Annotated in this window: 24 protein-coding genes; 21 read left to right on the forward strand and 3 right to left on the reverse strand. The window is 35.9% G+C overall.

All coding sequences use genetic code 11. The features are described from left to right. Nucleotides 1–90 precede the first annotated feature (90 nt). From CLOS_RS06475 to CLOS_RS06525, 11 genes are all read left to right on the forward strand, one after another. Nucleotides 91–633, forward strand: coding sequence for a DUF4342 domain-containing protein (locus CLOS_RS06475; protein ID WP_012159112.1), 543 nt, complete (start codon nucleotides 91–93; stop codon nucleotides 631–633). Nucleotides 634–1080: 447 nt separating this feature from the next. Further along, entirely contained in the window at nucleotides 1081–2469 is a 1389-nt protein-coding gene (locus tag CLOS_RS06480; RefSeq protein WP_012159113.1) for a glycine--tRNA ligase, read from the forward strand. Between the two features lie 549 nt (nucleotides 2470–3018). Next, nucleotides 3019–3657 (forward strand): helix-turn-helix transcriptional regulator, encoded by a 639-nt coding sequence (locus CLOS_RS06485; protein ID WP_012159114.1) that lies wholly within the window; start codon nucleotides 3019–3021, stop codon nucleotides 3655–3657. A 10-nt stretch (nucleotides 3658–3667) separates the two neighbouring features. After that, complete coding sequence (locus CLOS_RS06490) at nucleotides 3668–4501, forward strand: pyruvate, water dikinase regulatory protein (RefSeq protein WP_012159115.1); 834 nt, start codon at nucleotides 3668–3670, stop codon at nucleotides 4499–4501. Nucleotides 4502–4566: 65 nt separating this feature from the next. Next, entirely contained in the window at nucleotides 4567–7191 is a 2625-nt protein-coding gene (gene ppdK, locus CLOS_RS06495) for a pyruvate, phosphate dikinase (RefSeq protein ID WP_012159116.1), read from the forward strand. 304 nt (nucleotides 7192–7495) lie between these two features. Beyond that, entirely contained in the window at nucleotides 7496–7822 is a 327-nt protein-coding gene (locus CLOS_RS06500; RefSeq protein WP_330360321.1) for a GNAT family N-acetyltransferase, read from the forward strand. A 150-nt stretch (nucleotides 7823–7972) separates the two neighbouring features. Next, nucleotides 7973–8239, forward strand: coding sequence for a CPCC family cysteine-rich protein (locus CLOS_RS06505; protein WP_012159117.1), 267 nt, complete (start codon nucleotides 7973–7975; stop codon nucleotides 8237–8239). Nucleotides 8240–8320: 81 nt separating this feature from the next. Next, nucleotides 8321–8551, forward strand: a complete 231-nt coding sequence (locus CLOS_RS06510) for a hypothetical protein (RefSeq protein ID WP_041719062.1) — start codon at nucleotides 8321–8323, stop codon at nucleotides 8549–8551. Nucleotides 8552–8664: 113 nt separating this feature from the next. After that, nucleotides 8665–8889 carry a hypothetical protein gene (locus tag CLOS_RS06515; RefSeq protein ID WP_012159118.1) on the forward strand — a complete coding sequence of 75 codons (225 nt, stop codon included), beginning with the start codon at nucleotides 8665–8667 and terminating at the stop codon, nucleotides 8887–8889. Between the two features lie 531 nt (nucleotides 8890–9420). After that, entirely contained in the window at nucleotides 9421–10038 is a 618-nt protein-coding gene (locus CLOS_RS06520) for a TetR family transcriptional regulator (RefSeq protein WP_012159119.1), read from the forward strand. Nucleotides 10039–10139: 101 nt separating this feature from the next. Next, a complete protein-coding gene (locus tag CLOS_RS06525) occupies nucleotides 10140–10679 on the forward strand; it encodes a GNAT family N-acetyltransferase (RefSeq protein ID WP_012159120.1) in 540 nt (179 codons plus the stop codon). A gap of 553 nt (nucleotides 10680–11232) precedes the next feature. Here the strand turns inward: CLOS_RS06525 and CLOS_RS06530 are convergent. Next, a complete protein-coding gene (locus CLOS_RS06530) occupies nucleotides 11233–11868 on the reverse strand; it encodes a DUF6143 family protein (RefSeq protein WP_242649605.1) in 636 nt (211 codons plus the stop codon). Nucleotides 11869–12332: 464 nt separating this feature from the next. Between CLOS_RS06530 and CLOS_RS16405 the strand changes: the two genes are divergently transcribed. Next, the gene (locus CLOS_RS16405; RefSeq protein ID WP_012159122.1) at nucleotides 12333–12536 is read left to right on the forward strand and encodes a hypothetical protein; all 204 of its coding nucleotides are present in this window, start codon (nucleotides 12333–12335) and stop codon (nucleotides 12534–12536) included. Between the two features lie 81 nt (nucleotides 12537–12617). Here the strand turns inward: CLOS_RS16405 and CLOS_RS06540 are convergent, their stop codons facing one another. Next, on the reverse strand, nucleotides 12618–13205 hold the full coding sequence (locus CLOS_RS06540; RefSeq protein WP_012159123.1) for a TetR/AcrR family transcriptional regulator: 588 nt from the start codon (nucleotides 13203–13205) through the stop codon (nucleotides 12618–12620). 370 nt (nucleotides 13206–13575) lie between these two features. Here CLOS_RS06540 and CLOS_RS06545 point away from each other — a divergent pair, with 370 nt between their 5' ends. From CLOS_RS06545 to CLOS_RS06555, 3 genes are read left to right on the forward strand one after another with little or no spacing between them, the layout of a single operon-like run. Then, complete coding sequence (locus tag CLOS_RS06545) at nucleotides 13576–14277, forward strand: ABC transporter ATP-binding protein (RefSeq protein WP_012159124.1); 702 nt, start codon at nucleotides 13576–13578, stop codon at nucleotides 14275–14277. Further along, the gene (locus CLOS_RS06550) at nucleotides 14271–16586 is read left to right on the forward strand and encodes an ABC transporter permease (protein ID WP_012159125.1); all 2316 of its coding nucleotides are present in this window, start codon (nucleotides 14271–14273) and stop codon (nucleotides 16584–16586) included. The genes CLOS_RS06545 and CLOS_RS06550 overlap by 7 nt, the downstream gene beginning before the upstream one ends. A gap of 21 nt (nucleotides 16587–16607) precedes the next feature. Further along, complete coding sequence (locus tag CLOS_RS06555; RefSeq protein WP_012159126.1) at nucleotides 16608–17801, forward strand: HlyD family secretion protein; 1194 nt, start codon at nucleotides 16608–16610, stop codon at nucleotides 17799–17801. A gap of 379 nt (nucleotides 17802–18180) precedes the next feature. On the opposite strand, the gene CLOS_RS06560 is transcribed toward CLOS_RS06555, so the two are convergent. Next, nucleotides 18181–18489, reverse strand: a complete 309-nt coding sequence (locus tag CLOS_RS06560) for a PadR family transcriptional regulator (protein WP_012159127.1) — start codon at nucleotides 18487–18489, stop codon at nucleotides 18181–18183. 347 nt (nucleotides 18490–18836) lie between these two features. Here CLOS_RS06560 and chrA point away from each other — a divergent pair, with 347 nt between their 5' ends. From chrA to CLOS_RS06590, 6 genes are all read left to right on the forward strand, one after another. Further along, complete coding sequence (gene chrA, locus CLOS_RS06565; RefSeq protein WP_012159128.1) at nucleotides 18837–20036, forward strand: chromate efflux transporter; 1200 nt, start codon at nucleotides 18837–18839, stop codon at nucleotides 20034–20036. Between the two features lie 146 nt (nucleotides 20037–20182). Then, nucleotides 20183–20548: a hypothetical protein gene (locus CLOS_RS06570; protein WP_012159129.1), complete on the forward strand. Its 366-nt coding sequence runs from the start codon at nucleotides 20183–20185 to the stop codon at nucleotides 20546–20548. 361 nt (nucleotides 20549–20909) lie between these two features. After that, nucleotides 20910–21383, forward strand: a complete 474-nt coding sequence (locus tag CLOS_RS06575; protein WP_012159130.1) for a DUF2975 domain-containing protein — start codon at nucleotides 20910–20912, stop codon at nucleotides 21381–21383. 10 nt (nucleotides 21384–21393) lie between these two features. Next, nucleotides 21394–21615 (forward strand): helix-turn-helix domain-containing protein, encoded by a 222-nt coding sequence (locus CLOS_RS06580; protein ID WP_012159131.1) that lies wholly within the window; start codon nucleotides 21394–21396, stop codon nucleotides 21613–21615. 40 nt (nucleotides 21616–21655) lie between these two features. Beyond that, nucleotides 21656–22717 carry an FAD-binding protein gene (locus CLOS_RS06585; RefSeq protein ID WP_012159132.1) on the forward strand — a complete coding sequence of 354 codons (1062 nt, stop codon included), beginning with the start codon at nucleotides 21656–21658 and terminating at the stop codon, nucleotides 22715–22717. Between the two features lie 323 nt (nucleotides 22718–23040). After that, complete coding sequence (locus CLOS_RS06590; protein ID WP_012159133.1) at nucleotides 23041–25245, forward strand: AAA family ATPase; 2205 nt, start codon at nucleotides 23041–23043, stop codon at nucleotides 25243–25245. The last annotated feature ends 110 nt before the right edge of the window (nucleotides 25246–25355 follow it).

A 25355-nucleotide genomic window follows, 5' to 3' on the forward strand; every position in this document is an offset into this window, starting at 1 on the left:
CTCATTTACGGTAAAGTTCTTCTTTAGAAAAGATTATAAGCAGAACTTTCCTATTCGTTAAAAAAGCTTCTAAAAGGAAGGAGAAAACTTATGGATATTAATTTAGAAAAAGTAGATATCGTTAGGGAAAGAACGGGTGTATCCTATAAAGAAGCAAAGGATGCATTAGAAAATCATAATGGGGACATTGTAGAAGCAATAATATCAATCGAGGAAAAAGAAGGTCATACATGGGTAGATTCTATGTCATCAGCAGGAAATGAAATCATAGAAAGCTTAAAGTATATCATCCAAAAAGGCAATGTATCGCGCATCGTTTTAAAACGAGATGGGGAGGTTCTCTTAAACGTTCCAGTTACTGCAGGAGCCATCGGCGTAATACTAGCACCCGTTGCTTCCTTACTAGGTGTATCTGCTGCAATTGCTACAAAAACAACCATAGAAATCGTGAAAAATAACGGCGAAGTTGTTGATATCAATGAAATGGCAGAGGGGACGGTTTCTGGATTTAAAAGTATGGTGAAAGGGAAAAAACATCCTGATTTCGATCATAAGAAAAGTGATATCTTCATAGATCCAGAGGACTTAAAAGAAGATAAAGAGACCTTTGATGAGGATGAGTGGGACCACTAAGGAACAATTTATGTGTTGACAAAGCGGGCAGAATTTGTTAAATTTATAGGTAATTAAATAATATATTGCTATGATGAAGAGGAGTAGTTGACAAGACTAAATAAGCGAGCTAGGGATGGTGTGAGCCTGGTATGGTTTATCAATGAAGGGCACTTTTGAGCAATACGATCAAGATGGGCATTTTGCCAATTAGGGTGGAACCGCGGAAGAACAGTCTTTCGTCCCTAACTTTTATAGTTAGAGACGGAAGACTTATTTTTATGGTCTAACCCAATTTATGCCACCGTAGGAAGCCATAAATTGATGGTAGGTCAAACGCAACCAATGCCAATTTTATGGACCAGAGGGAGAATAAGATTGCGCAATGAGACTGCGGCAAAGGTACAAAATCAGGAGCTAATTTCGAAGAAGGTCCAAGATTTTAAATAGTAAATAGGAGGTATCGTTATGGCAACAGAAAAAACAATGGAGAAAATTGTTTCATTAGCCAAGTCTAGAGGATTTATTTTTCCAGGATCAGAAATCTATGGAGGACTTGCCAATACATGGGATTATGGTCCATTAGGTGTTGAATTGAAAAATAACGTAAAAAAAGCATGGTGGAAAAAATTTATACAACAGAGTCCATATAATGTGGGATTAGATGCAGCGATTCTGATGAACCCTAAAACATGGGAAGCGTCCGGTCATATTGGAGGCTTCAGCGATCCATTGATGGACTGCAAGAAATGTCGCTCCCGTTTTAGAGCGGACAAATTAATCGAAGACTATATGCACAGCCAAAATGAAGAAACCGTTGTAGATGGTTGGAGCAATCAACAAATGAAAACCTACATAGAGGAAAAAGAAATTGTATGTCCTGAATGTGGTGCAAAGGATTTTACAGATATCCGCCAATTCAATTTAATGTTTAAAACCTTCCAAGGGGTAACGGAGGACTCTAGTACAGAAATATTTTTAAGACCTGAAACAGCACAAGGGATTTTTGTAAACTTTAAAAATGTTCTAAGAACCTCAAGAAAAAAAGTGCCATTTGGAATCGGACAAATTGGGAAATCCTTTAGAAATGAGATTACGCCTGGTAACTTTACATTTAGAACGAGAGAGTTCGAGCAAATGGAGCTAGAGTTCTTCTGTAAACCTGGTGAAGATTTAGAGTGGTTTAATTACTGGAAAGAGTTCTGTAAAAACTGGCTATTAAATTTAAACCTAACAGAAGAGAATCTTCGTATTAGAGATCATGCGGAGGAGGAATTATCCCACTACAGTAAGGCAACAACAGACTTCGAATATAGATTCCCATTTGGATGGGGAGAGCTTTGGGGTGTTGCAGATAGAACAGATTTTGATTTAAAGCAACACAGTGAACATTCCGGTGAAGACTTTACATATCAAGACCCTATCACCAATGAAAAATATGTACCGTATTGTATCGAACCATCTGTTGGTGTAGATCGTGTTGCATTAGCTTTCTTAGTAGATGCATACGACGAAGAAGTTATTGATGAAAAAGATACAAGAGTGGTTTTAAGATTACACCCTGCCTTAGCTCCCTTTAAAGCTGCTGTGCTGCCACTGACTAAAAAGTTAAAGGATCAGGCTTTAGAGCTTTACGAAACACTTTCAGAGAACTATATGGTAGACTATGATGAAGCAGGAAGTATTGGAAAACGGTACAGAAGACATGATGAGATCGGAACACCATTCTGTATCACATTCGACTACGACTCACTAGAGGATCAGTGTGTAACCATCAGACACAGAGACAGTATGGAACAAGAGCGAATTCAAATCTCAGAGCTAACAACTTATTTAAATGAAAAGCTAAAGTTTTAGTAGACAAATTGCTTATACTATTCTGGTATAGGCAATTTTTTTAACTGCTTAAAATTGTGGGAAAAGCTTAGAATCTTGCAGATTCTAAAGTTGATGAATGTAGCTGGATAAAATTTATTTTAAGCACTTGAATTCTAAGCTTTATTTAGAATTAAGTGCGCCATAAAGTTTGTGAGCCAGAGCGACAAATTTTATTTTAAGCACTTGAATTCTAAGCTTTATTTAGAATTAAGTGCGCCATAAAGTTTGTGAGCCAGAGCGACAAATTTTATTTTAAGCACTTGAATTCTAAGGTTTATTTAGAATTAAGTGCGCCATAAAGTTTGTGAGCCAGAGCGACAAATTTTATTTTAAGCACTTGAATTCTAAGGTTTATTTAGAATTAAGTGCGCCATAAAGTTTGTGAGCCAGAGCGAACAAATTTTATTTTATGGATATATTATAATATTTTTAAGAAATGTAAGGAAAACTATAGCAAAGTAATATTAAATGTGTTATATTATAACCATATAATATAACACATTGGGTATTAGCATAACATATAAAGGGGTGATTTACATAGAACTTTCAAATAGGCAAAAAAAAATCATCAAAATTGTTCAAGAAAATGAGCCAATTACAAGTGAACAAATCGCTAAAAATCTTAATGTAACTAGAGCTACGCTTAGACCTGACTTAGCAATTCTAACGATGATGGGTGTTTTAGACGCAAGACCTAAAGTCGGATACTTCTATTCTGGTAAATCTGCTGTTAATATCATCGCTCAAGAGGTAAAAAATATTAAAGTAAAGGATATGATGTCCATACCGATTATCGTAACAGAGGAGAGTTCTGTATATGATGGCATCGTAACCTTATTTTTAGAGGATGTTGGGACCATCTTCGTTGTTTCAAATGGGTCCTTTACAGGGATTGTATCTAGAAAGGATTTCTTAAAAAGTGTTATGGGTGGTGCGGACATGAATAAGGTTCCGATCGGAATGATCATGACCAGAACACCAAATGTAGTGACCATATCCCCCGAAGAGAACGCACTCGTTGCTGCAATTAAAATAATTGAGCATGAAGTGGATAGCTTACCAGTGGTGGAGAAGGTCGAGGAAGCTGGCAAAGAAATTGTGAAAGTGATAGGAAGAATATCAAAAAGTAATATTACAAAATTGTTTGTAGAATTGTGCAAAGAGTAGGGGGGAAAATATGAGTAAAGCAAATCTTGTAATATACGTTATATCGGATTCTATCGGTGAGACAGCGGAGCAAGTGGCTAAAGCAGCCGTAAGTCAGTTTAAAACAGAGGATTATGAGATCAGAAGATTCCCATATATCAATGAAAAACGACAGATTTTAGAAATTTTAGAAGAAGCAAAAAATGAAAATGCTGTCATTGCCTTCACTATCGTCATATCTGAACTTCGAGAATTTTTAATAGAGGAAGCAGTGCATCTAAATATTCCATATGCCGATGTAATAACACCTATTCTAAGTGCCATGGAAAGTGTTTTAGAAATTCCAGCAAAGAAGGAACCTGGACTCATACGTAAATTAGATGAGAGATACTTTAGAAAAGTAGAGGCTATTGAATTTGCTGTTAAATATGATGATGGTAAAGATACGAGAGGATTAAAGCAGGCAGATATCGTTTTAACTGGAATTTCCAGAACTTCTAAAACGCCACTCAGTATGTACCTAGCACATAAAAATTTAAAGGTTGCAAATGTTCCACTTGTGCCAGAAGTAGCACCGCCAAGGGAATTATTTGAAATTAATCCTAAAAAAATTATTGGACTCACTACAAATCCCGTAAAGCTCATTGAAATTCGTCAAGAAAGATTGAAGGCCTTAGGATTAAAAAATGAAGCCAACTATGCTAGCATGGAAAGAATTTTTGAAGAGTTAGAATATGCAGATGGCATCATGAAAAGATTGGGCTGCCCTGTAATCGATGTTTCTACAAAAGCCATAGAGGAAAGTGCAGGTATCATATTAGAGATATTCAAAGAGATGGGTCACAAGTTTTCAAACGGTAAATAGCAATGGATATAATTTATCAATTTATAAGAAGATAGAATTCTATATAAAATTCGGAGGTGTCTTTAGTGAAAAAATTTGTTTATAAATTTCAAGAGGGAACTTTAGAAATGAAATCACTATTAGGGGGTAAGGGAGCAAATCTAGCAGAGATGACTAGAATTGGGCTGCCAGTACCTGCAGGATTTACTGTAACAACGGAAGCCTGTAATCAATACTATGAGCACAATAGCCAGATTTGGAGTGAATTAAAAGAAGAAATATTATCTCAATTGAGAGACTTAGAGCAAACTACAAATAAAGAATTTGGCAGTGTTTCAAATCCGCTATTAGTTTCAGTTCGATCTGGAGCAGTTTTCTCTATGCCAGGTATGATGGACACCATTCTAAATCTTGGATTAAATGATGAATCCGTTGTGGGGATTGCTAAAGCTACAAATAATGAAAGATTTGCATACGATAGTTATAGAAGATTTATCCAAATGTTCGGTGATGTTGTTCTGAACATAGAAAAATATAAATTTGATTCAATTTTAGAGAAAAAGAAGCATGATAGAGGCATTGAAGAAGATACACAGCTAACGGCAGAAGACTTAAAAGAAATTGTAGAAAGCTTTAAGAAGGTAGTAAAAAAAGAATGGGGTCAAGATTTTCCACAAGATACAGAGTTACAATTGCTAATGGCAGTAGAAGCTGTATTTAAGTCTTGGAACAATCAAAGAGCAAAAATCTATAGAAAAATGCATGAAATTCCAGACGATCTAGGAACAGCAGTAAATATTCAATCTATGGTATTTGGTAACATGGGCGATACTTGTGGAACTGGTGTAGCATTTACAAGAAACCCATCTACAGGAGAGAAAAAATTATTCGGTGAGTTCTTACTAAATGCACAGGGAGAGGACGTAGTAGCTGGAATCCGTACACCTGAGGAAATTGGAAGCTTAAAGGATAAAATGCCAAAAGTATATGATCAGTTTGTAAATGTTACGCTTCTACTAGAGAAACACTATAGAGATATGCAAGATATTGAATTCACCATTGAAAATGAAAAGCTTTATATGCTTCAAACAAGAAACGGTAAGAGAACGGCAATGGCTGCAATTAATATTGCCGTAGAAATGGTTGAAGAAGGGCTAATCACGAAGGAAGAAGCAGTTCTTAGGGTAGAACCACAGCAATTAGATCAATTATTGCACCCTACCTTTGATGAAGCGGCAATGAAGGAAGCTGTTATTATAACAAAAGGACTTCCTGCATCTGCTGGAGCATCTTCAGGGAAAATTTACTTTACACCGGAAGATGTAGTGGCAGCTAAGGAAAATGGCGAGAAAGCGATTCTAGTTCGTGTCGAAACATCACCAGAAGATATTGAAGGAATGATCTCATCCGTAGGTATTTTAACTGGAAGAGGTGGCATGACATCTCATGCTGCTGTAGTAGCAAGAGGTATGGGTAAATGCTGTGTTGCAGGAGCCGGCGAGATTCGTATCGATGAAGTAAACAAAGTAATGAAGGTTGGTAGTAAGGTATTTGCTGAAGGCGAATATATTTCATTAGATGGAAGTGAAGGAATTGTATATGAAGGTGAAATTAAAACGCAAACACCGGAGCTTTTAGGAAACTTTGCAGTTTTAATGGCATGGGCAGATGAATTTAGAAAGCTAAAAATCAGAACCAATGCAGATACTGCAAAGGATGCAAAACAAGCATTAGAGTTTGGAGCAGAAGGAATCGGCCTTTGTAGAACAGAGCATATGTTCTTCGAAGAAAGCAGAATTTTTGCAGTGAGACAAATGATCCTATCCACAACTTTAGAAGGTAGAGAAAAGGCTTTAGAAAAACTATTGCCGATGCAAAGAGAAGACTTTGTTGCGTTGTTCGAAGCCCTTGAAGGATTGCCAGTTACGGTTCGATTACTAGATCCACCACTACATGAATTCTTACCTCATGAAGAAGAAGATATCATAAAACTAGCCAATGAAATGGGCGTATCAAAGGAAGAATTATTAGATGTAGTGAATGACTTAAAAGAGTTTAACCCAATGCTAGGACATAGGGGATGCCGCTTAGCGATCACATATCCAGAAATATATGCAATGCAAACAAGAGCAATTATGGAAGCGGCGATTCAGGTTCATAAAGAGAAGGGCTACAATGTTATTCCAGAGATTATGGTACCTCTCGTTGGGGAAACTAAAGAGTTTGTTCAGGTTAAGAAGGTAATTTTAGAGGTTATTGAAAGTGTGTTTAAAGAAAATAATATCCAAATCCCATATTTAATTGGAACAATGATTGAAATTCCAAGAGCTTGTATTACAGCCGATGAAATTGCAGCGGAAGCAGAATTCTTCTCCTTTGGAACAAATGATTTAAGCCAAATGACATTTGGATTCTCAAGAGATGACGCAGGTAAGTTCATCAACGAATACCTTCAAAAGAATATCTTTGAAAAGGACCCTTTCCAAAGAATCGATAGAAAAGGTGTTGGAAGACTGATGCAAATGGCAGTGGACTTAGGAAAGCAAGCAAGACCAGATATTAAGCTTGGAATATGTGGAGAGCACGGTGGCGAGCCAAATTCAATTGAATTCTGCCATATGCTAGGGTTAGCATACGTTTCATGCTCACCATTCCGTGTGCCAATTGCAAGACTTGCAGCGGCTCATGCATCACTACGTCATCCTCAGTAATTGATAACGTCCTCCGATTTAATTGGAGACGTATACACATGAATTTAGACGTATAACCAAAACGATTAACTCTATCTAACGGCGGTATAAAATAAAACAAGGGTACTATCTCCTAGTTTAAGAGGTAGTACCCTTGTTTTATTAGTTAATCAAGTAAAAGTTGGTAGTGATTTGGGCAATATACTAAAAAAACAAAAGTATATAAAGATATGTTATAATGAACATTAGTAGTTGGATGCTACAGATGGATAGTTTTAGGAAGGATATGATAATATGATTAATATAGAGGTTTTAAATAATATCAATAAAACCACAAGTAAGAGAAGGTGTTAACTATGTTAGCACACTTGTATGTGTAAGGGATGAAGAAGATATCATACAGGCCTTTATGGGTGTACATGAAAATAAAATTGAAATGCTATTTGTGAGAAACAAACATAGGGGTAAAGGGATTAGTAAAATACTTATAGAATATGCAATTAGTAAGCTAAATGTAAAATATGTGGATGTAAATGAAGACAATATACAGGGTGTAGGGTTCTACAAGCATATAGGTTTTGAGGTGTTTAAAAGATCGGATTTAGATGATCAGGGGGATCCATTTCCTATACTTCATATGATGCTAAAGTAATTAAATACAAGATGTAAATTTTAAGGAATAAAAAAGAATTAATATTTGATAATTTTAATAAAGATATAAGTTATGACACAGTTTTTATATTTAGTGTCGTAGCAGTAAATTATTGCGTTATAACAAATATACAAGAAGTGAGGATAAAATATGAAAATATATACTTGTCCATGCTGTGGATATAAAACTTTAGATGAAGAACCACCAGGGACTGATAATATTTGTCCTATATGTTTTTGGCAAGACGATGGATTACAGTTTAATAACCCTGATTACGAAGGAGGAGCAAACCGAGTTTCATTAAAACAAGGTCAGAAAAACTTTTTAAAATTTGGCGCGTGTGAAAAAGAAATGATTAAGTATGTAAGGAAACCTGATAAGAACGATATAAAAAGTAATGAGTGGAAGCCATTATAAAATACACATTTTTTATCTATTTCACATATGTAGATAAATGCGAAGTAAAGATTGCTTATATTTGGCGGAGGTGTAGTGATTATGAATATATTAAAATCAACCAGTTGGCTATTGATAATATTTTTTGCAGCAGCGAGTATATTTGGGCTAACAAGCGGTTTGCAGCTTTTGCTGTTTTGCTTTGGACTAAAAGAGTTCTTAAGTGCAAAAGAATACTATGATAATCAGCAAAAGAAGCTGGCGACTGCGTCTGTAATCGTTGGCATTTTTGTGTGTGTTTGTGCATTTCTTTCTATAACCAATATAATTTAACACCAAATATTATGAGCATAATCTTTATCTATGACTAATTCGTATAATTTATATTTTGTGTAACAGTAGAATTATGTGCAGTAGCAAATAAGGTCTGAAGGAGTTGATTAAATATGTTTGGAAAAAATAATATTAATAAAGATGAGAATTCCTATGTAGGTTTTGGAGTTGGATTTGGATTATTAGGAGGTAGTTTATTGGCCATAATTATTGGGCTTGTATTTGGATTAATAGGAGATAGTATATTTCCCATAGTTATGGCTCTTGGACCTGCATTTGGAATGCTTTTTGGAATAGTCATATGTGCAGTGATGGATCACAATAAAAACAAAGAATAAATCAATGTGATAACTTATAAACTTAAGCCCTTTCTTTTATATTTTGCGCAGTTGGCCAGAGCAGCCATACAATTTATGAATTACACAAAGTGCTTCACAATGTGAAAAGATAGTCATGGGTCTATTTTAAGAGCTGTCGCCCATGCATCCTTACGTCATTCTCATTAATTGACAATATCCTCCGATTTAATTGGAGACAGATGCACATAAACCTAGATGTATAACCTAAAATGATTGCTCTATAGGGCGGTGGTATAAGATAACAGGATGTGCTGTAATTCATGAGGCTTTGAACCATAAAGAGAAGTTAAAATAGAATTTAAAAAAGATTGTATGAGTTTCAATGGATATGTTGCGGTTTAATAGATATACCATAGCGTAAAATAGGATGTTATTTCTTAAAAGATTTAAGAAATAGCATCCTATTTTGCATTATAGAATAAAAATCATTTGACAACGACATTGGTGTCGTTTATACTGATACTATCAAAAGTGACACGAATGTCGATTAAAGAAATAAGGAGAATAAGAATGTCGCCGAAAGTTAGCAATGAATATAAACACAATAAAAAATTAGAGTTACTAGAAGCTGCAAAAAATATCTTTATTAAAAAAGGATACACAATGGCTACAATGCAAGATATTATGGACGAAGCAAATGTATCAAGAGGAGCCCTATATTCCTATTTCAGCAATATTGATAATGCCTTTATGGAGGTATTAAAATTTGATGATCAATCAGTTTTAGATTTTTTTGAACCAAATGAAGATGATTTTCTATGGGTTCAGCTAGTCAACTGGATTCATAAAAAAAGGTTAAACATTCAAATAATCAATCAATCACTTTTATTCGCTAGAGCAGAATTTTTTCTTTCATCTAACTATATTAGAGACAAGGAACGCTACTCATATGTAAGGCAGCGCTATCTTAATCTGATAGAATCAATTAAGATGTTTATTCAAAGTGGAATAGCTAAAGGAGAGTTTCATCCCCAGTTGTCAATTGAATCCATTGCACTGTATTTTATTTCTTTTTTAGATGGATTGATGTTAAATACATTTCAACTAACTTCAGAAGTTACAAATGTGGATGCGCAAATTGAAGTATTTCTTTTTACATTAGAAAAAATGCTTTGCCCAATTAAATAAAGGTTCAAAAATAAAATTATACGTGGAAAGATGAAAGGAAGTCCTAAACTGTAACAACTATTATAACTCAAATTATTTTATATTATATTAGGAGGATTAATATGTTATTTGAATCTACAAGAATAATTTTACGGAAAATGACAGCACAAGATACAGAGATCTACCATGAATGGCGAAATGACCTAGAAGTCATGCAGACCACTGCTCCATTTTTAGATGTTTATAATATTAGAGAAACAGAAGAATTCGTTAATCAAATTATTCTAGGCTCTCAATTTTCAAAAAGTTATATCATAGTTGAAAAAGAATCTAATAAAGCAATAGGGATTACTTCATTAATCAATATTGATTATAAAAATCGTAATGCTGAATGTATTATTGATATTGGAGATAAAGAGACATGGGGTAAGGGATATGGAACAGAGGCAATGAAATTAATTCTTGATTTTGGATTTTTAGAGATGAACTTACATAGAATATTTCTAAGAGTTTTTTCCTTTAATAGCAGGGCTATAAAGCTATACGAAAAACTAGGTTTCCAACAGGAAGGGAGATCAAGAGAAAGTTTTTTCAGGGAAGGAAAGTGGCATGATATAATTCATATGTCAATTCTTCAAAAGGAATACTTTAATAGAAATTAGGATATTAGATTTAGGAGTACAATATACCAGTAGCGCTTTCGAAAGCTACTTATAATCAAAGGAATGGTTCATTCCTTTAGTAGAAAAGGAAACACATAATGCACCAATAAAACCATTCCATTCGTCATTAAAAAATAAACAGGGTGTGCTGCAATTCAGGCGAAAGCTTGGCGGCACACTCTGTTTTGTATTCTAAACATTGCGGTTATGATTGTGGAACGAACAAAAGGAGTAAATAATCTAAGAGATAATTTTAAAATTCAAAATGATGTAGTTAAGTAGATCATTTTGAAACAATAAAGGATATTGAAAAGAAAATTAGTATGGAACTAAAAAATAGCCAAAGTAAGTTTAGATTTATATCAAATCCAATTTTTCAGCCAACTGGAAGTGCTTTGATTGCTCCAATGATATATCGGTACCGGTGCATTTAATGACTTTTCTTTCAAAAATAACAATGAGAGAAAGATGTATTAAGCTTAGGAAGGAGAATGTTTTGGTAACCTACATCAGCTTTTCTTTTGTATAGATCTCTTCTCTTAATCTACTGGCATTATCTTTTGCAAACAATAGGTTCTTCCCACCAGCCAAAGGCGATTCTTCCTCCAGCTGAAATATCAGGTGTCTCAGGATTAGATAAGAAAACTAGAAAAGAGCCACCTGGAGGGAAGATAAATTTGCCTTGCTCATCATCAACTAATGTGGTTTCGGGTTGACCACGACGCACAAAGGCTTTCACTCCTTCAGTTGGTTCACCAGTTACCGTAGAGGCATACTGAAGTCTAACTTTCGGTGTCGGTATTGGACAAAAAGCAAGGTTGGCAGGGGTTACTAACTGGGAATCCTGCGGTGTTCCTGGTGGAACTGCATTAAACCATATTTGAGCTCTGAAGGGACTTTCTGATATGTCTGCAACTGTCCAAACGGTTACATGCAAATTCACACCAGAATTAGGTGGGTTATAAAGTCTTGCCCATGCACTAGTTCCTTTTCCAAAGGTAAGATTATCGGCATAACCAACAAAGTACTTTCCCTCTAAAGATTTTGCTAAGTTTATTGGTACTGATACGGTATATTCCATAGAGGATGAATATATTGAGGGATTTGGAAATCTACAGGGATTATAGTATCTACACCCGCAATGATTATTTTGATGCGCTGTAAAGTTTGAGAAACAATAATTTTCCATATACATCAGACTCCTTTATTTTTAGTCGATACATTATATGCGCACTAATCAATAAGAGTATCATATAAATGATCCTAAATAATGGTGGTAATATACAGGTATTGAAGATATAGGGACAGCTCGCTTAAATTTAAAACGTAAAGTTTTTTTAGTCCATGATTTTATGCCATAAGGGCCCCACTATAAAGCGGTGAAATCCTGCATGGGATCACATGAGATGTTCTATAAGGTGCTGCTAAGGTTGAGGTTTCGACATGATTTTATGCAGAAAGAAGAGGTGTTTTAAGTAATAATTTCTAAGAAAGAATATATAACAGACTTATAAAATACTAAGGTATGCCTCGTTAGGGGCATACCTTATTTATATGATAACTCATAGCAAAGAAAAAGGCTATTAATTTAATTGTGTATCCTTTATAATTTCTATTGTCGCGGCAAGTTAAAATTTTGAGAGGAGAATAATTATGACTAAGACGAAGATCGCAAATATTCCATTTGGTCCATATATTACAGTTTTAGCAGGGGCAAATGTTAAAGGAAAACCCAACTATACAACTATTGGAGCATATAACCATAGTGACAGCGTAAGAGGCGCTATATTTGGAATATATGGGTTAACCATGGTAGTAATGGTTGTAAATAATATGAGCGGTGGAAGCACTGGATGAGCATAGCTTCGTAGTATCGCCCCTTTGGAGAAAATCGTGTTTGGTCATTGTTGGTTTTTATAACTTATATTATTTCGTTATTTAGAATTTACGCTGAAGTTCAACTAGATTCATAGGGGAGGAAGCCATTTTATAAATGATTTCGGACATTTCTTTTGCAGATTTATTTAAACCACTCTTAAACCAATGCTGTATTAAGCCTATGCTCCCACTTACAACGAATACAAAATAATCTTCTAGAAAATTCATATTTGTATATGCTGTAGTTGAGGGAGATATCATACATTGCTGATAAATCAGAGAGATTAACTCTTTCTGAAAATTAATATTGCCTTTTTCACTCATTAAAATTTGAAGATGGTTTCTATTTTCTACAAAGTGTTGGAAGATTCCTTCAAGAATTTCCATTGATTCGTATTGATCTGCTTTATCAATAAGATTAGTCAGGGATTCTTTTACCCAAGAAAAGGTTTCGTCCTCGATTTTCTGAAGAAGGTCATACTGATCGGCATAATGGGCATAAAAGGTTGTACGATTAATATCCGCATTTTCGCATAGTTCCTTGATGGTTATCTTTGCAATTGGTTTTTTCTCCATTAATTCAAGCAGGCTGTTTTGTAAAGCCATTCGAGTATAACGTGTTTTTCTACTTTCTTTTATTTTCCTCATCAGGTACATTCTCCTTTCAAACAAAACAACCGTAAAAGATTTTGTTTTAAAGACAACATTTATCCAGCAAATTGTTGTAAACATTACACTTTATAAACATCCGATGGTTGCAAAACATACACAATGTCACTATAATAAATTTGTGGTGAAATGTCAAGAAAATGGATAGGATCTATATAAACCATGACAAGTATCAAATTGCCTTAAAGTTCTATTGATAAGATATATTTCGTCAAAGTAAATCATATAGGCAAGGCACCTAAAGATAGAATTATCAATTATTGAAATTATGTAGGGGTGGAGTAAAAGTTAAAGTGTAAAAAATTACTCAAATATTTTAAAACCGGTTGTCTAGTAAAGGAGGTTCCTTATGGACTTTATCACATTTGAAAACGTGGAAAGAAAATATCATGTTGGCGATGTCACCATTAAGGCAGTAGATGGTATTAGCTTTGGACTGAAGCGAGGTACTTTCAACGTAGTGCTTGGGCAGAGTGGAGCAGGGAAAACTACAGTACTCAACCTATTGGGTGGTATGGACTTGCCAACCTCTGGGCGGATTGTTGTCAATGGACACGAGATCTCTGGTATGTCAGAAAGAGAACTCACCGATTATCGTCGAACACAAATCGGTTTTGTATTCCAATTTTATAATCTTGTACCAAATCTAACAGCATTGGAGAATGTGCAACTTGCTGAGGAAATTTGCGCTGATCCACTGGATGCAAAAGAAATACTTAAACGCGTCGGATTAGAAAAGAGAATGAACAATTTTCCTAGCCAAATGTCCGGTGGGGAACAGCAGCGTGTTTCCATAGCAAGGGCACTGGCCAAGAATCCACAGATTATATTGTGTGATGAGCCGACGGGTGCATTGGACTCGGAAACAGGAAGAAAGGTATTACGCCTCATACGAGATGTAGGGAGAGATCTAGGAAAAACGGTAATTATAGTGACACACAACGCACCGATCGCGGAAATGGCCCAAACGGTGCTGCATATGAGGGATGGTAAAATCGCCGCAATGAAGTTTAATGAGCACCCTAAAGATGTGGAGGAAATTGCATGGTAAAGGGGGCGCTATTCAAAAAATTACTAAGAGACATGAAAAAATCGAAAGCACAGTTTGTTTCTATATTTCTTATGGCAACTTTGGCCATATCCATCATGACAGGCCTCGATAGCGTTTGGTTTACTGTTCATAACAATGCAAATGCCATGTATCAGTCAACTAATCTCTCTGATCTTTGGGTGACTGTGATGAATCCCTCAGAACAGCAACTTTGGGCCATACAACGAATCGATGGGGTTACACATGTTGAAAAACGTTTTATAACCGATGCTGATACAAATTTACCTGGGAAACCCACGCTGCGTATCTACGCTCTAGATGAGCACAGTACCTTGGACCAGCCTGAACTTCAGGAGGGGAAATTTAGTAAAAGTGGTAGAGGTGTCGTACTGGATAGCTCATTTGCAAAAGTACATAACTTGAAAATTGGCGACCCTATTTCTATTAAATTGAACAATGTATGGATTCGTCTGCCAATAGAAGGGTTCGCCCTAAATAGTGAGCAGGTCTATGCTGTGAAGAATACGGCGTCCATCTTTCCAGACCCATCAACCTACGGTTTTGTAATGATTCATACCAGTGTATTGGAAAGAGCATACGGCCAGAAAATATACAATCAGATTGGTGTCAAAACAAAGCCGGAAGCCAATCTTGTGTATGTAGCACAAAAGGTGGACCATATTATTGGGCGTAAATTGATTGGTATTACATTGCAGAAGGATAGTGTTAGTGTAAATAGTGTGAATGGTCGTATACAGCAGTTTAGAACACTTTCCTTGGTATTTCCGCTATTATTTTTCCTTGTAACAGCACTGATTACGCAAAGTACAATGGTACGTCTAATTGAAAGTCAACGCATGCAAATTGGGATATTAAAAGCGCTGGGTTATAGTAAACGGAGTATTCTATGGCATTATACTTCTTACGGCATCATGCTTGGCGTGATGGGATCGGTATTTGGTCTTTTGATTGGTACGAATCTGTTTGGCCGTATTTTAGTCCCCCAACTAAGGTTAACTCTTAGTAGCTTTAGACTCCATATTAATTTCTGGAATTTCCTATTGGCATCATTTCTGATTCTTATTTGTACAGGAGGTGTTTCATTCCATGCTTGCTGGAAGCTTCAAGGGGATACTCCTGCCGTTCTCCTTCGAGAGAAGAATCCTGAAAAAGGAAAGCATATTTTCATGGAATTTATCCCATCTCTCTGGGGAAGGCTGAAGTTTAGCAGCAAGCTTATTGCTCGGAATACCATGAAAAACAAGGTACGCCTTATTATGAGCGTTATTGGTGTCATGGGGTGTGTCGGTGTAATTCTTGCTGCTCTAACTCTTAGAACTACGTTGGTGGGAATTACAGATCAGTTGTACGGCAATACGTTCACTTACGATCAGAAGATACTCCTAGATCCTGTTAAGGTTAATTCCTACTATCTCAACAACTTAGAACTTAATGGTGTCACACAGCAAATCCAGGAATCTGCTATTGAGATGGTTCTTCCCAGCGGTGAGCATAAAATGGAGCCAATCACAATTACGACCCAAGACAGTCCGCTGATTCATATGAAAGACCCTGATGGTGTTCCTATTTCTTTGCCTGATAACGGGATTCTAATGACTCGAAAGCTGTGCAAAACACTAGGAGTGAAGCAAGGGGATAGTATCCAAATCAAGCGTACAGATAAAGGCTATGTATCTGTACCGATTCTTGAAGTTGCATACATGGCTTCGAATCAAGGAATTTATATGACAGATGTATTCTGGAAATCCTTAGGTGAAACATTTTCACCGACAGCCCTACTCATCCAATGGAATGGCACTCCGAATCAAAGGTTTCTAGAAAGTGATGTGGTAGTGGATTCAGCTACACGCGAAAGCCAACAATTAGGTTTAGCATCCAGTATGCAGGTAATAAACTTTGCCGTAGTGGCACTGATCATTATGGGTGCATCGTTGGCCTTTGTAGTACTGTATAATACGAGTATTCTTAATTTTGTAGAGCGTATAAGAGACCTAGCGACTCTGCGGGTTTTAGGCTTCCACCATGAGGAAATTTGGAATTTGGTGCTGATTGAAAATTACTTTGCTGTGCTTTTAGGGGTGATACTTGGTATCCCAGTAGGACGTTTCATTTCTTGGATCATTGCCAGCAGTCTGGATGAGGGAATGGATCTGATGGGCAATGTTATATTGCCAGATGTGCTCATTACAGGAGTAACTACTTTAGGTTTTGCCTGGTTAATTAACCATGTTGTAGCCCAAAAGATGAAACAAATTGATATGCTGGAAGCACTGAAAAGTGTTGAATAATAATAGATGGAGGAGTGCTTTATGAAGGGTTGGGTTTTATCTCATAAAAGAATAGTGATAATAGGAATAAGTTTACTTGTTTTGCTTGCAACAACGCTTGGTATTTTATTTTACCCAAAAAATAAAAATGTTGTTCCACATACAGAATATTCTGTATCCGATAAGGAACAAAGTACAGAGATTGTAGCATGGGGAGAGGTAAAATATGCCCGAATGAAAGAAATCAACGTAGATTTTCCTTCTACAGTGACCCAAGTAATGGTGCAAGAAGGAGATCAAGTTACCTTACGTCAGCCACTAGTGCTGCTGGATCTTTCTGAATATAATGGGAATGTCAAAAAATTAGAGCATCAACTATCTGCAAATCAGTCAGCGCTGCTGATAGCAGAGCAAGATATTTCGGCTCTACAGGCGGATATTGAACAGACACAGGGTCAGATTGCTCGCAAATTTAAAGAGTACGATAGCAACACCAATGCAGAGATGGTTTTACTCCAGAATTCCTTGAATCTTGCTTACGATGAACTGGTGTCTGCAAAAGAAGATTTGCAGAATTATCAAACCCTATACGAAGCTGGAGCAGTCTCAAAGGCGATGGTTGACCAGTATAAAACTATGGTGGATGGGCGTCAAAAAGCTGTGGAAGATATTGAAACGAACCTTCAAAAAACAAAAAGTGCTCTAAAGGAGGAGTTGGATAAACTCAATGTTTTGCTCAAATCTAAGCAGGAGCAACTTTCTCAACAGCAGCGTGGAAACACAGTAAATGTAACAAAGCAGCAAGGTAGTATTTCCTCTGCACAGGTTGATCTAGATGCTATGAGAGTGAAAACTGAAAAGGAATATCTTCAAGGAAACCAAATTGTCTCTGACATAAAAAATGGCATTGTACAGAATATTGCAGTTCATGAGGGGAGCCACCTGGGTGTGCAGGGTTCAGCGACTAGAGTCTTGCAGATTATAGATGCGGACTCTATCATGATCAGTGCAGAAGTGGACGAAGAGTTTATTAGAAATGTGCACGTAGGAGAAGTTGTGGAAATTGTACCGACTTCTGTTCCAGATAGCTCGCTCACAGGCACCGTTGTACAGATTCCTGCCATGGCAGTAGAAAAGAATGGTAGACGCATCATTTATGTGCTTATCAAACCCAACGACCCCGATCATCTGTTAAAGCCAGGCTATACTGCAGATGTATATTTCAGTAATCATTAGCAATTACCAATCAATGAAAAAACAACGGAGTGTGTTTGAAAACTAAATGCTGGGCACTATCCAAGTCTTAGTAAAAATTAAATAAAAATAATTTGGAAAATAGAAATATGTGATAGGCAATGGCTTGAAATAAGAAGTTCCCTCTCAACATTAAAAACAGGTCCAACGTCTAAAGGCGGTGGACCTGTTTTTAATGTAATATTTTGGATTACGAGAAGTCTACTAAATTAAATGATAAAAACGCTTAGACATGCAGCCAATGGATTTATGGTTCGGTAAATCATTTAACCCCAGAAACAACATAGAGCACTGCCTAAATAGATCAAAAAAAGTTAAACTTTGTGTGCGTAGATCATTGACTTAAGTCTATCTTTTCACCCTAATCTTTAATTTCTTTAAAAAGTTCATAAGCTTTATTTCTAGCTTCTTCTAAAACTTCACTTCCTAGATTTGTGATCTTATAGTATTTTCTGATCTTCCCGTCCACGTTTCTTTCTTCTTTTTCTAAAAGTTTATTTGATTCCATGTTGTGAAGAAGAGGGTACAGTGTTCCGGGGCTCATATCGTACCCATGTTCACTAAGTTCCTCAATCATCCAAACACCGTAGAAAGGTTCTTTCTTTGCATGATGAAGAATATGAATTTGTATAAAGCCTAGAAAAAGTTTTCTTAAAATTTGCTCTTGCACTTAGAATCACCTCTAATATATAATGGTATTATCTAAAGTCGATATCGAAATATGATATTAATATACCATCTAATCTTTTTCATTTCAAGTAAATATTTCTATTTATGAAGTACCAATACTCTTTACAAATTGAATTTAAGTCAACAATAGTAAAGAAATCAATAGAAATACAAAAGGCGTAAAAGACGTAAAAAAACCAAAAAACTATGGAAAAGTTTAATCAAGTAATAGGGAAGTAAAAGTATTTTAAAACGAGGAAGATTACTTTAAAACAGTAGCAAAAGAAAAGAGGTGAGTTTTAGTGCGAGTTTGGTACTTATAATACCCTTTCTCACTAAAAATAAATAATGAAAATAGAAAGAGATTTAGAAAACAAAAAAAGAGTAAGTTGGAGAGGGTTTCTAAAAGATGTATTTATTTGTTCTTTGGGTTCATATGGAGGTCCTGAAGCACATTATGGTGTTTTTACAGATCAAATGGTAATAAAGAAACACTACCTAGAGGAAGAAGAACTGATTGAATTGATAGCTTTAACGGGTATTTTACCTGGACCGAGTAGTACGCAAACAATCGTCGCAATTGGTTATAAGATGGGGGGGCCACTATTAGCACTTTTAACTATGTTAGTATGGGCTTTTCCAGTGCTTGCACTGATGACGTTACTTTCATTTTCAAGCCAATTTTTAAGTAGCATCAATATATCTCAAGATAACTTCCGTTATATTGGGCCTATGGCTGTTGCATTCATTATTGTAGCTGCTTATCGTATTGGGCGTAAAGTGGTAACAGATAAGGTTACCATGTTATTACTGCTATTTGGGGCAATAACTACTTATTTCATTCGTGAACCTTGGATTTTTCCATTAGTTCTAATCACAGGTGGAATAGTGAGTGTTATTACTTCCAAAGAGAAGAATCTATGGAATCATGTGAAAGTAAACCCTCCTTGGCCATATTTGATTGCTTTTGGAACCTTTACTGTAGGCAGTATTCTTCTTGCCCAGCTATCAGATAGTCGAATTGTTCATTTATTCGAAAGTTTTTACCGATATGGTTATTTAGTTATTGGTGGTGGCCAAGTAGTAGTACCACTTATGTACAGTGAGTTAGTAGAAGTGAATCGGTTTATGACAAATCAAGAATTTTTGACTGGATTTGGACTTGTACAAGGGCTACCAGGGCCAATGTTTAGCTTCAGTGCATATGCCGGTGGAATGGCGGCTCGTGGCGGTAGTGTTTTAACTCAAGTTTTAGGTGCTATTGCAGGAGGCGTTGGGATATTTTTACCGGGACTTCTTTTAATTTATTTCATATATCCAATATGGGAAAATCTAAAGAAGATTAAAGGCATAAAAGTTTCTTTGAAGGGTATTACTGCTGTTGCTGGTGGTTTAATCGCTATAGCTGGAATAATCTTGATGCAAAACAGTGGATTTGCAATTGATAATATCATTGTTACACTTGTTGTTATGATATTATTATTGTCTAAAAAGGTACCAGCACCATTAATCGTATTATTAACGCTCGTTGCAGGATTCGTTGCTTAAGATTCCATAATAGAAAAATTTAGTGATGAGTCCATTTGGGTAACTATAGCTTGTGGGCCTTTGAATCATAAAGAATAGAACCGTAAGAAAATGTAAGACAATAATCAGAAGAATAGAACAACTTTACAGGATTGAGGTGAAAGGATATGGATACATATACAAAAGAAGAGTTGGAAGAAGCCCTGGGGGTAGTATCTTCAACTATCAGTAAATGTGAAAAAATACAACCGAAATTTGTGGAAGGTACCGCTCAGCACACCCTCCTTAAGAATCGGATAAAAGCGATGTATATTTCAAAATTTCTAATAATAGAGGAACCCATCGGAGACAGATATACAAAAGAAGAGTTAGTAGAAGCACTTCGTCCCGTATCTTCCATAATTAGCAAATGTGAAAAGGCACAGCTAAAATTTGTGGAGGGCACAGCTCACCATACGCGCTTTAAGAATATAATAGCAGCGATGGATATTTCAAAGTCCTTAATAAGGGATGAAATTGATAAAAGAGGGTAATTTCCATTAACAAGGAGATTTTTTAGATGATAAAACAACATTGATAGTATTAAGGCGGACATCATTTCGATACCCCTAGGTTTTCTTTATACTTATTTCAGGGCACTCATTACAAAATGATTGTCACGGAAAGTGTTTTGATTACTTTGTACCTACAAATGAGATGAAAATAAGCTGGCACAGGTTTTTATAGTTAAATGGAATAGGGTGTTATTTCTTAGTAATTTAGGAAATAATGCCTTATTTTATTGCTTGCATAAAACATATCGATAAAGATATAATAAATATTAATAAAAATTTATTGATAAACGATAAAAATAGTGTTAAAATCAAATTAATAATAATTAAGTGAGGTGCCTTTATGAAACGAGAAACAATCTTTTTAAAGATCGCTATTTTTCTTATTGGGATTCCAATTCTTGCATTAGCTCTGTTTATATTACCCATGATAGCGAAAGAAGCAGCAGTATATTATCCAAAGATCATTTATTTACCAGTGATCATCGGTATTTATCTAACGGCAATACCGTTCTACTTTGCTTTGTATCAGGCTTTCAAGCTGTTAAATTATATTGATAAGAATAAGGCCTTCTCAGAAGCATCTGTAACTTCTTTAAAGTATATAAAATATTGTGCAACGGCAATCGGTGTAACTTATGGAGCATTTATGCCACTCTTCTATATCATTGGTGAAAAAGATGATGCACCAGGTCTGATATTAATTGGGTTACTATTTACATTTGCGCCAATTGTAGTAGCTGTTTTTGCCGCTGTTCTTCAAAAATTATTGCAGAATGCCATTGATATAAAATTAGATAACGATTTAACGATATGAGGTGATGAACATGGCCATTATAATCAACATTGACGTGATGCTAGCTAAACGAAAGATGAGTGTGACAGAGCTTTCTGAAAAGGTTGGCATAACCATGGCGAATCTTTCCATACTTAAAAATGGGAAAGCAAAAGCAATTCGACTCACAACATTAGAGGCGATATGTAAAGCACTAGAATGTCAGCCCGGTGATCTTTTGGAGTATAGAAGTGATATAGAAACGAAAGAATAGCGTGGTAAATCCGATCTATTATTGTGCAGGGGGTATATGAATGTATGATGTTGTGATTATTGGAGCAGGCCCTGCTGGGTCTAATCTTGCCCGATTAATTGGTAAGAAATTAAAGGTTTTAATAATTGATAAAAGGGATATGGAGAATGAAAGTCCGGGAAACCACTTAAGTAAATGTTGCGGCGGACTATTAGCTCCTGATGCTCAAAAAATGATTGCAAAACTAGGCTTGGGTATGCCCAAGGATATTTTGGTCGATCCTCAGCTTTTTGCTGTGAGAACCATAGATTTAACCAATAATTTGGAACGATTATATCAACGATTTTATTGGAATATGGATCGAGATAAGTTCGATAAATGGCTGGTATCCATCATTCCGCCAGAGGTTGAGAAAAAGTTTAATGCGATGTTTAAAAGCTTTATTGAAATACCGGAGGGATATGAGGTTCAATACCTTTGTAATGGTGAATCTCTATCTGTAAAAACAAAGATTCTTATCGGTGCGGATGGCGGATTTTCTAAGGTAAGGAACCTTATGAATAAAGAGGGGAATTTTCCGGAAAGATATATTGCGATCCAAGAATGGTTTGAATGTGCGGATAAGATTCCCTATTTCACTGCAATTTTTGATGAGGAGATCACAGATTTTTATTCTTGGATCATACCAAAAGAAAATTATCTATTATTAGGGTCCGCTCTAAGACCTAAGGAAAATACGAGAGAAAAATATGAATGTCTGAAATCAAAGCTGATAAATCTAGGGTTTAATTTTGAGCACAAAGTGAAAACCGAAAGCGCACATATATATAGACCCAGAGAGGTTTCTCAATTTTATGTGGGAAGGGGTCGTATCGCTTTCATTGGAGAGGCAGCGGGTGCTATTAGCCCCAGTTCAGCGGAGGGAATCAGCTATGCACTAAAAAGCTCCTTATACTTAGCGGAGAGCTTAGAGAAAGGTATGGATGGATTTGTAGAACGATACCAAAAAAAGGTGAGAAATATCAAGGTGAATTTATTCATGAAAAACTTAAAGTCACCGGCCATGTATCAGCCATTCGTTAGAAAACTAGCGATGAAATCTGGCTTGCAAAGCATTAAATAAATGACAGCAACAAAATTGCCTCTGAGGGTGCTTACCTTCAGAGGCAATTTTGTGTTCAATCTTAGGTGCATCAGGAAATTTTAGTGGGAGAAAATAGATAGAAGGTTTTAAAATCATCAGTTATATTGACAAATGCTATAAAATTTATTAAAATAATTTTACTAAGTCAGTAAATTACTAATTTAGTAAAATGAAATGAAATCATATAACGATGAATTGGTCGTTAAAACAGCGAAGGATCAATTTTATTAAATATTTTTAGTTCGATACAATTTTTAAATCATAGAAAATAAAAAAATAATTTGAATCAAGGAGGTTCATAAATGGAGCAAGAATATTTTTTATCATCCAATAGAAAGTTTACAGAGGAAGAGCAGAGATTAATATGGGAAAAACCTATGTCCCATAAGACCAGTGAGGAAGAGATTCGCATCTGTAAGGAAGTAAAGCGCAATTGGCATAGAGGAGAGATGAAAATTGCTAATATACTTTTAGAAGGAGATGCTGGCTCTGGAAAAACTCAGCTTGCGAAAGCGTTATCCGCAGATTTTGGTATACCATATACGAAAGTTACATGTTTTGCTGATATGGATAAATCAGATATTATTGGTGCCATTCTACCTGTAATTTCTGAGGAAAAACTAGATAAAATGGGTCGTGAGGACAAAGCTGCTTTAGAGGCTCTATATGAAAGCGACGGACTCCACAGTGCTACAGAGGTTTTAGTTCACGCCCTCCGTATTCCCCATGAAGAAGCGGCAGGTAAAATAAAATATTTAATGGAATTGGCGGGAGGGTATTCGAAGCATGATATCGTGGAATACAGATTTTATCCATCTGAAATTGTGCGGGCCTATCGTAATGGCTATCTATTAGAAATACAGGAGCCTACAGTCATTAGAGATGCTGCAGTTCTAATGGCTTTAAACTCTGCCTTAGAATTGGACGGAAGCATCAATCTTCCCACGGAAATAGTTCATCGCCATCCTGACTGTATCGTCATCATCACTACCAATCGCAATTACTTAGGATGTAGACCTTTAAATGAATCTTTGCGTGATCGAATCCAACATACAGAAAAAATGGATTTACCAAGCAAAGATATCATGATAGAACGGGCTATTGCAAAGACGGGATATGAAAATCTGCCTTTATTAGAAATACTAGCAGATACAATTATTATTTTGGATCAGACTGCTAAAGCCAATTCCATTAAAGGTGTTGCTGGAATGCGTTCATTTTTTTACTGGGTAGATGCTATCGCAAGTGGTGCAGCAGTAGAGGAATCTTTATATCATAAAGTCCTATATAAAATAACCACGGATTCCGATGAAATTAAAATATTAGAAGAAGCTTTAAAGGCACAAAATGTTTTGGAAAAATTGTGGGATATAGAGAACAACGTAAAAAAAAAGACTTCAGAAGTAGCGGAGATTAAAACTTGGGGAAAAATTGAGGAAGAGGAAACTCCAAATTGTATCCATAAACATACAGAAGAGGATACCATCGCTCTCAGGAAAGCACCAGACAGCGAAGACAATGCCTACGAAACTTCTGATGAAATGGGTGAAACAAAGAGTGCTAACCTAGGAGCTGATGGAACTCCCAAATACCATCAGCTCAATACAGAAGAGTTGTCAGAGGAGCAGAAAGAAGAAAGCGAATTTAGGAAGAAGCTGAATAAGGAAGCCAGAAAAGCGGTGTCCAATTCAATCCATAGATCAGTAAAAACAATCGTTCATAGACCGGAATGGGATTTAGAAAATAAAGAAGAGTATCTAAGGTTTAGTAAGGATTTATTGCCGATTATAATGCAGATAGCAAAAAAAACGACACCACTTTTAGAACACGAGATTTCTACAGAATTTGCAAAAACTCATTATTACGGGAATCAATTTCAGGCAGACCATATTGCCTATAAAGATTTTAGATATTTTTCTAAAAAATTACCACCCAATGAATCACCATCCCTTGCGGTGGGCTTGCGAGTGGATGAATCTGCATCGATGTCTTCCTTTGGAAGATTGGAAGCAGCCAAATCTGCAGTAATAGCAGTATATGAGTTTTGCCATCTATGTAATATACCAATTTTAGTCTACGGGGATACAGCGGATACCTCTAAAATAGAGCAGATGTCCATCTTTGCCTATTCAGATTTTGAAAAAGATGATTATAATAACAGATACAGACTGATGGGAATTCGTGGACGAAGTAATAACCGTGATGGAATGGCTCTTCGAATTCTTGCAGAAAAGCTAATGTCCTCTCCTCAACAAACGAAGCTATTGATTAGCATCAGTGACGGACAGCCCAAAGCTATGGAAGATTATACAGGAAAGATCGCAATGGAAGATATGAAAAAGACCATCGCTGAATATGAACGAAAGGGGATTACATTCTTAGCAGCAGCAATCGGGCAGGATAAAGAAGTAATCAGCCAGATTTATAAAGAAGATCGATTCTTAGATATTACAAATCTAGAGGAGCTTCCAGGAAAACTGGTTAAAATTATTGCTCGATATCTATAGAATTGGAGCAGTAGAGAAATATTTCTTTCATTAATAAGAGGAATTTTTGAATTTAAAACGTATATATAAGGGTATGAAGAATTGTATGTTATAACCAATAGGAAACTTTT

Source organism: Alkaliphilus oremlandii OhILAs (assembly GCF_000018325.1).
GTDB classification, from domain to species: Bacteria; Bacillota; Clostridia; order Peptostreptococcales; family Natronincolaceae; genus Alkaliphilus_B; species Alkaliphilus_B oremlandii.

Coding starts and splice junctions, on each gene's coding strand:
- CLOS_RS06540 (WP_012159123.1), bottom strand. CDS start 13,205: ATGAGGAAAATAAAAGAAAGTAGAAAAACACGTTATACTCGAATGGCT.
- CLOS_RS06480 (WP_012159113.1), top strand. CDS start 1,081: ATGGCAACAGAAAAAACAATGGAGAAAATTGTTTCATTAGCCAAGTCT.
- CLOS_RS06515 (WP_012159118.1), top strand. CDS start 8,665: ATGTTTGGAAAAAATAATATTAATAAAGATGAGAATTCCTATGTAGGT.
- CLOS_RS06490 (WP_012159115.1), top strand. CDS start 3,668: ATGAGTAAAGCAAATCTTGTAATATACGTTATATCGGATTCTATCGGT.
- CLOS_RS06570 (WP_012159129.1), top strand. CDS start 20,183: ATGGATACATATACAAAAGAAGAGTTGGAAGAAGCCCTGGGGGTAGTA.
- CLOS_RS06585 (WP_012159132.1), top strand. CDS start 21,656: ATGTATGATGTTGTGATTATTGGAGCAGGCCCTGCTGGGTCTAATCTT.
- CLOS_RS16405 (WP_012159122.1), top strand. CDS start 12,333: ATGACTAAGACGAAGATCGCAAATATTCCATTTGGTCCATATATTACA.
- CLOS_RS06580 (WP_012159131.1), top strand. CDS start 21,394: ATGGCCATTATAATCAACATTGACGTGATGCTAGCTAAACGAAAGATG.
- CLOS_RS06525 (WP_012159120.1), top strand. CDS start 10,140: ATGTTATTTGAATCTACAAGAATAATTTTACGGAAAATGACAGCACAA.
- CLOS_RS06475 (WP_012159112.1), top strand. CDS start 91: ATGGATATTAATTTAGAAAAAGTAGATATCGTTAGGGAAAGAACGGGT.
- chrA (WP_012159128.1), top strand. CDS start 18,837: ATGAAAATAGAAAGAGATTTAGAAAACAAAAAAAGAGTAAGTTGGAGA.
- CLOS_RS06590 (WP_012159133.1), top strand. CDS start 23,041: ATGGAGCAAGAATATTTTTTATCATCCAATAGAAAGTTTACAGAGGAA.
- CLOS_RS06530 (WP_242649605.1), bottom strand. CDS start 11,868: ATGGAAAATTATTGTTTCTCAAACTTTACAGCGCATCAAAATAATCAT.
- CLOS_RS06545 (WP_012159124.1), top strand. CDS start 13,576: ATGGACTTTATCACATTTGAAAACGTGGAAAGAAAATATCATGTTGGC.
- CLOS_RS06550 (WP_012159125.1), top strand. CDS start 14,271: ATGGTAAAGGGGGCGCTATTCAAAAAATTACTAAGAGACATGAAAAAA.
- CLOS_RS06505 (WP_012159117.1), top strand. CDS start 7,973: ATGAAAATATATACTTGTCCATGCTGTGGATATAAAACTTTAGATGAA.
- CLOS_RS06520 (WP_012159119.1), top strand. CDS start 9,421: ATGTCGCCGAAAGTTAGCAATGAATATAAACACAATAAAAAATTAGAG.
- CLOS_RS06555 (WP_012159126.1), top strand. CDS start 16,608: ATGAAGGGTTGGGTTTTATCTCATAAAAGAATAGTGATAATAGGAATA.
- CLOS_RS06575 (WP_012159130.1), top strand. CDS start 20,910: ATGAAACGAGAAACAATCTTTTTAAAGATCGCTATTTTTCTTATTGGG.
- CLOS_RS06510 (WP_041719062.1), top strand. CDS start 8,321: ATGAATATATTAAAATCAACCAGTTGGCTATTGATAATATTTTTTGCA.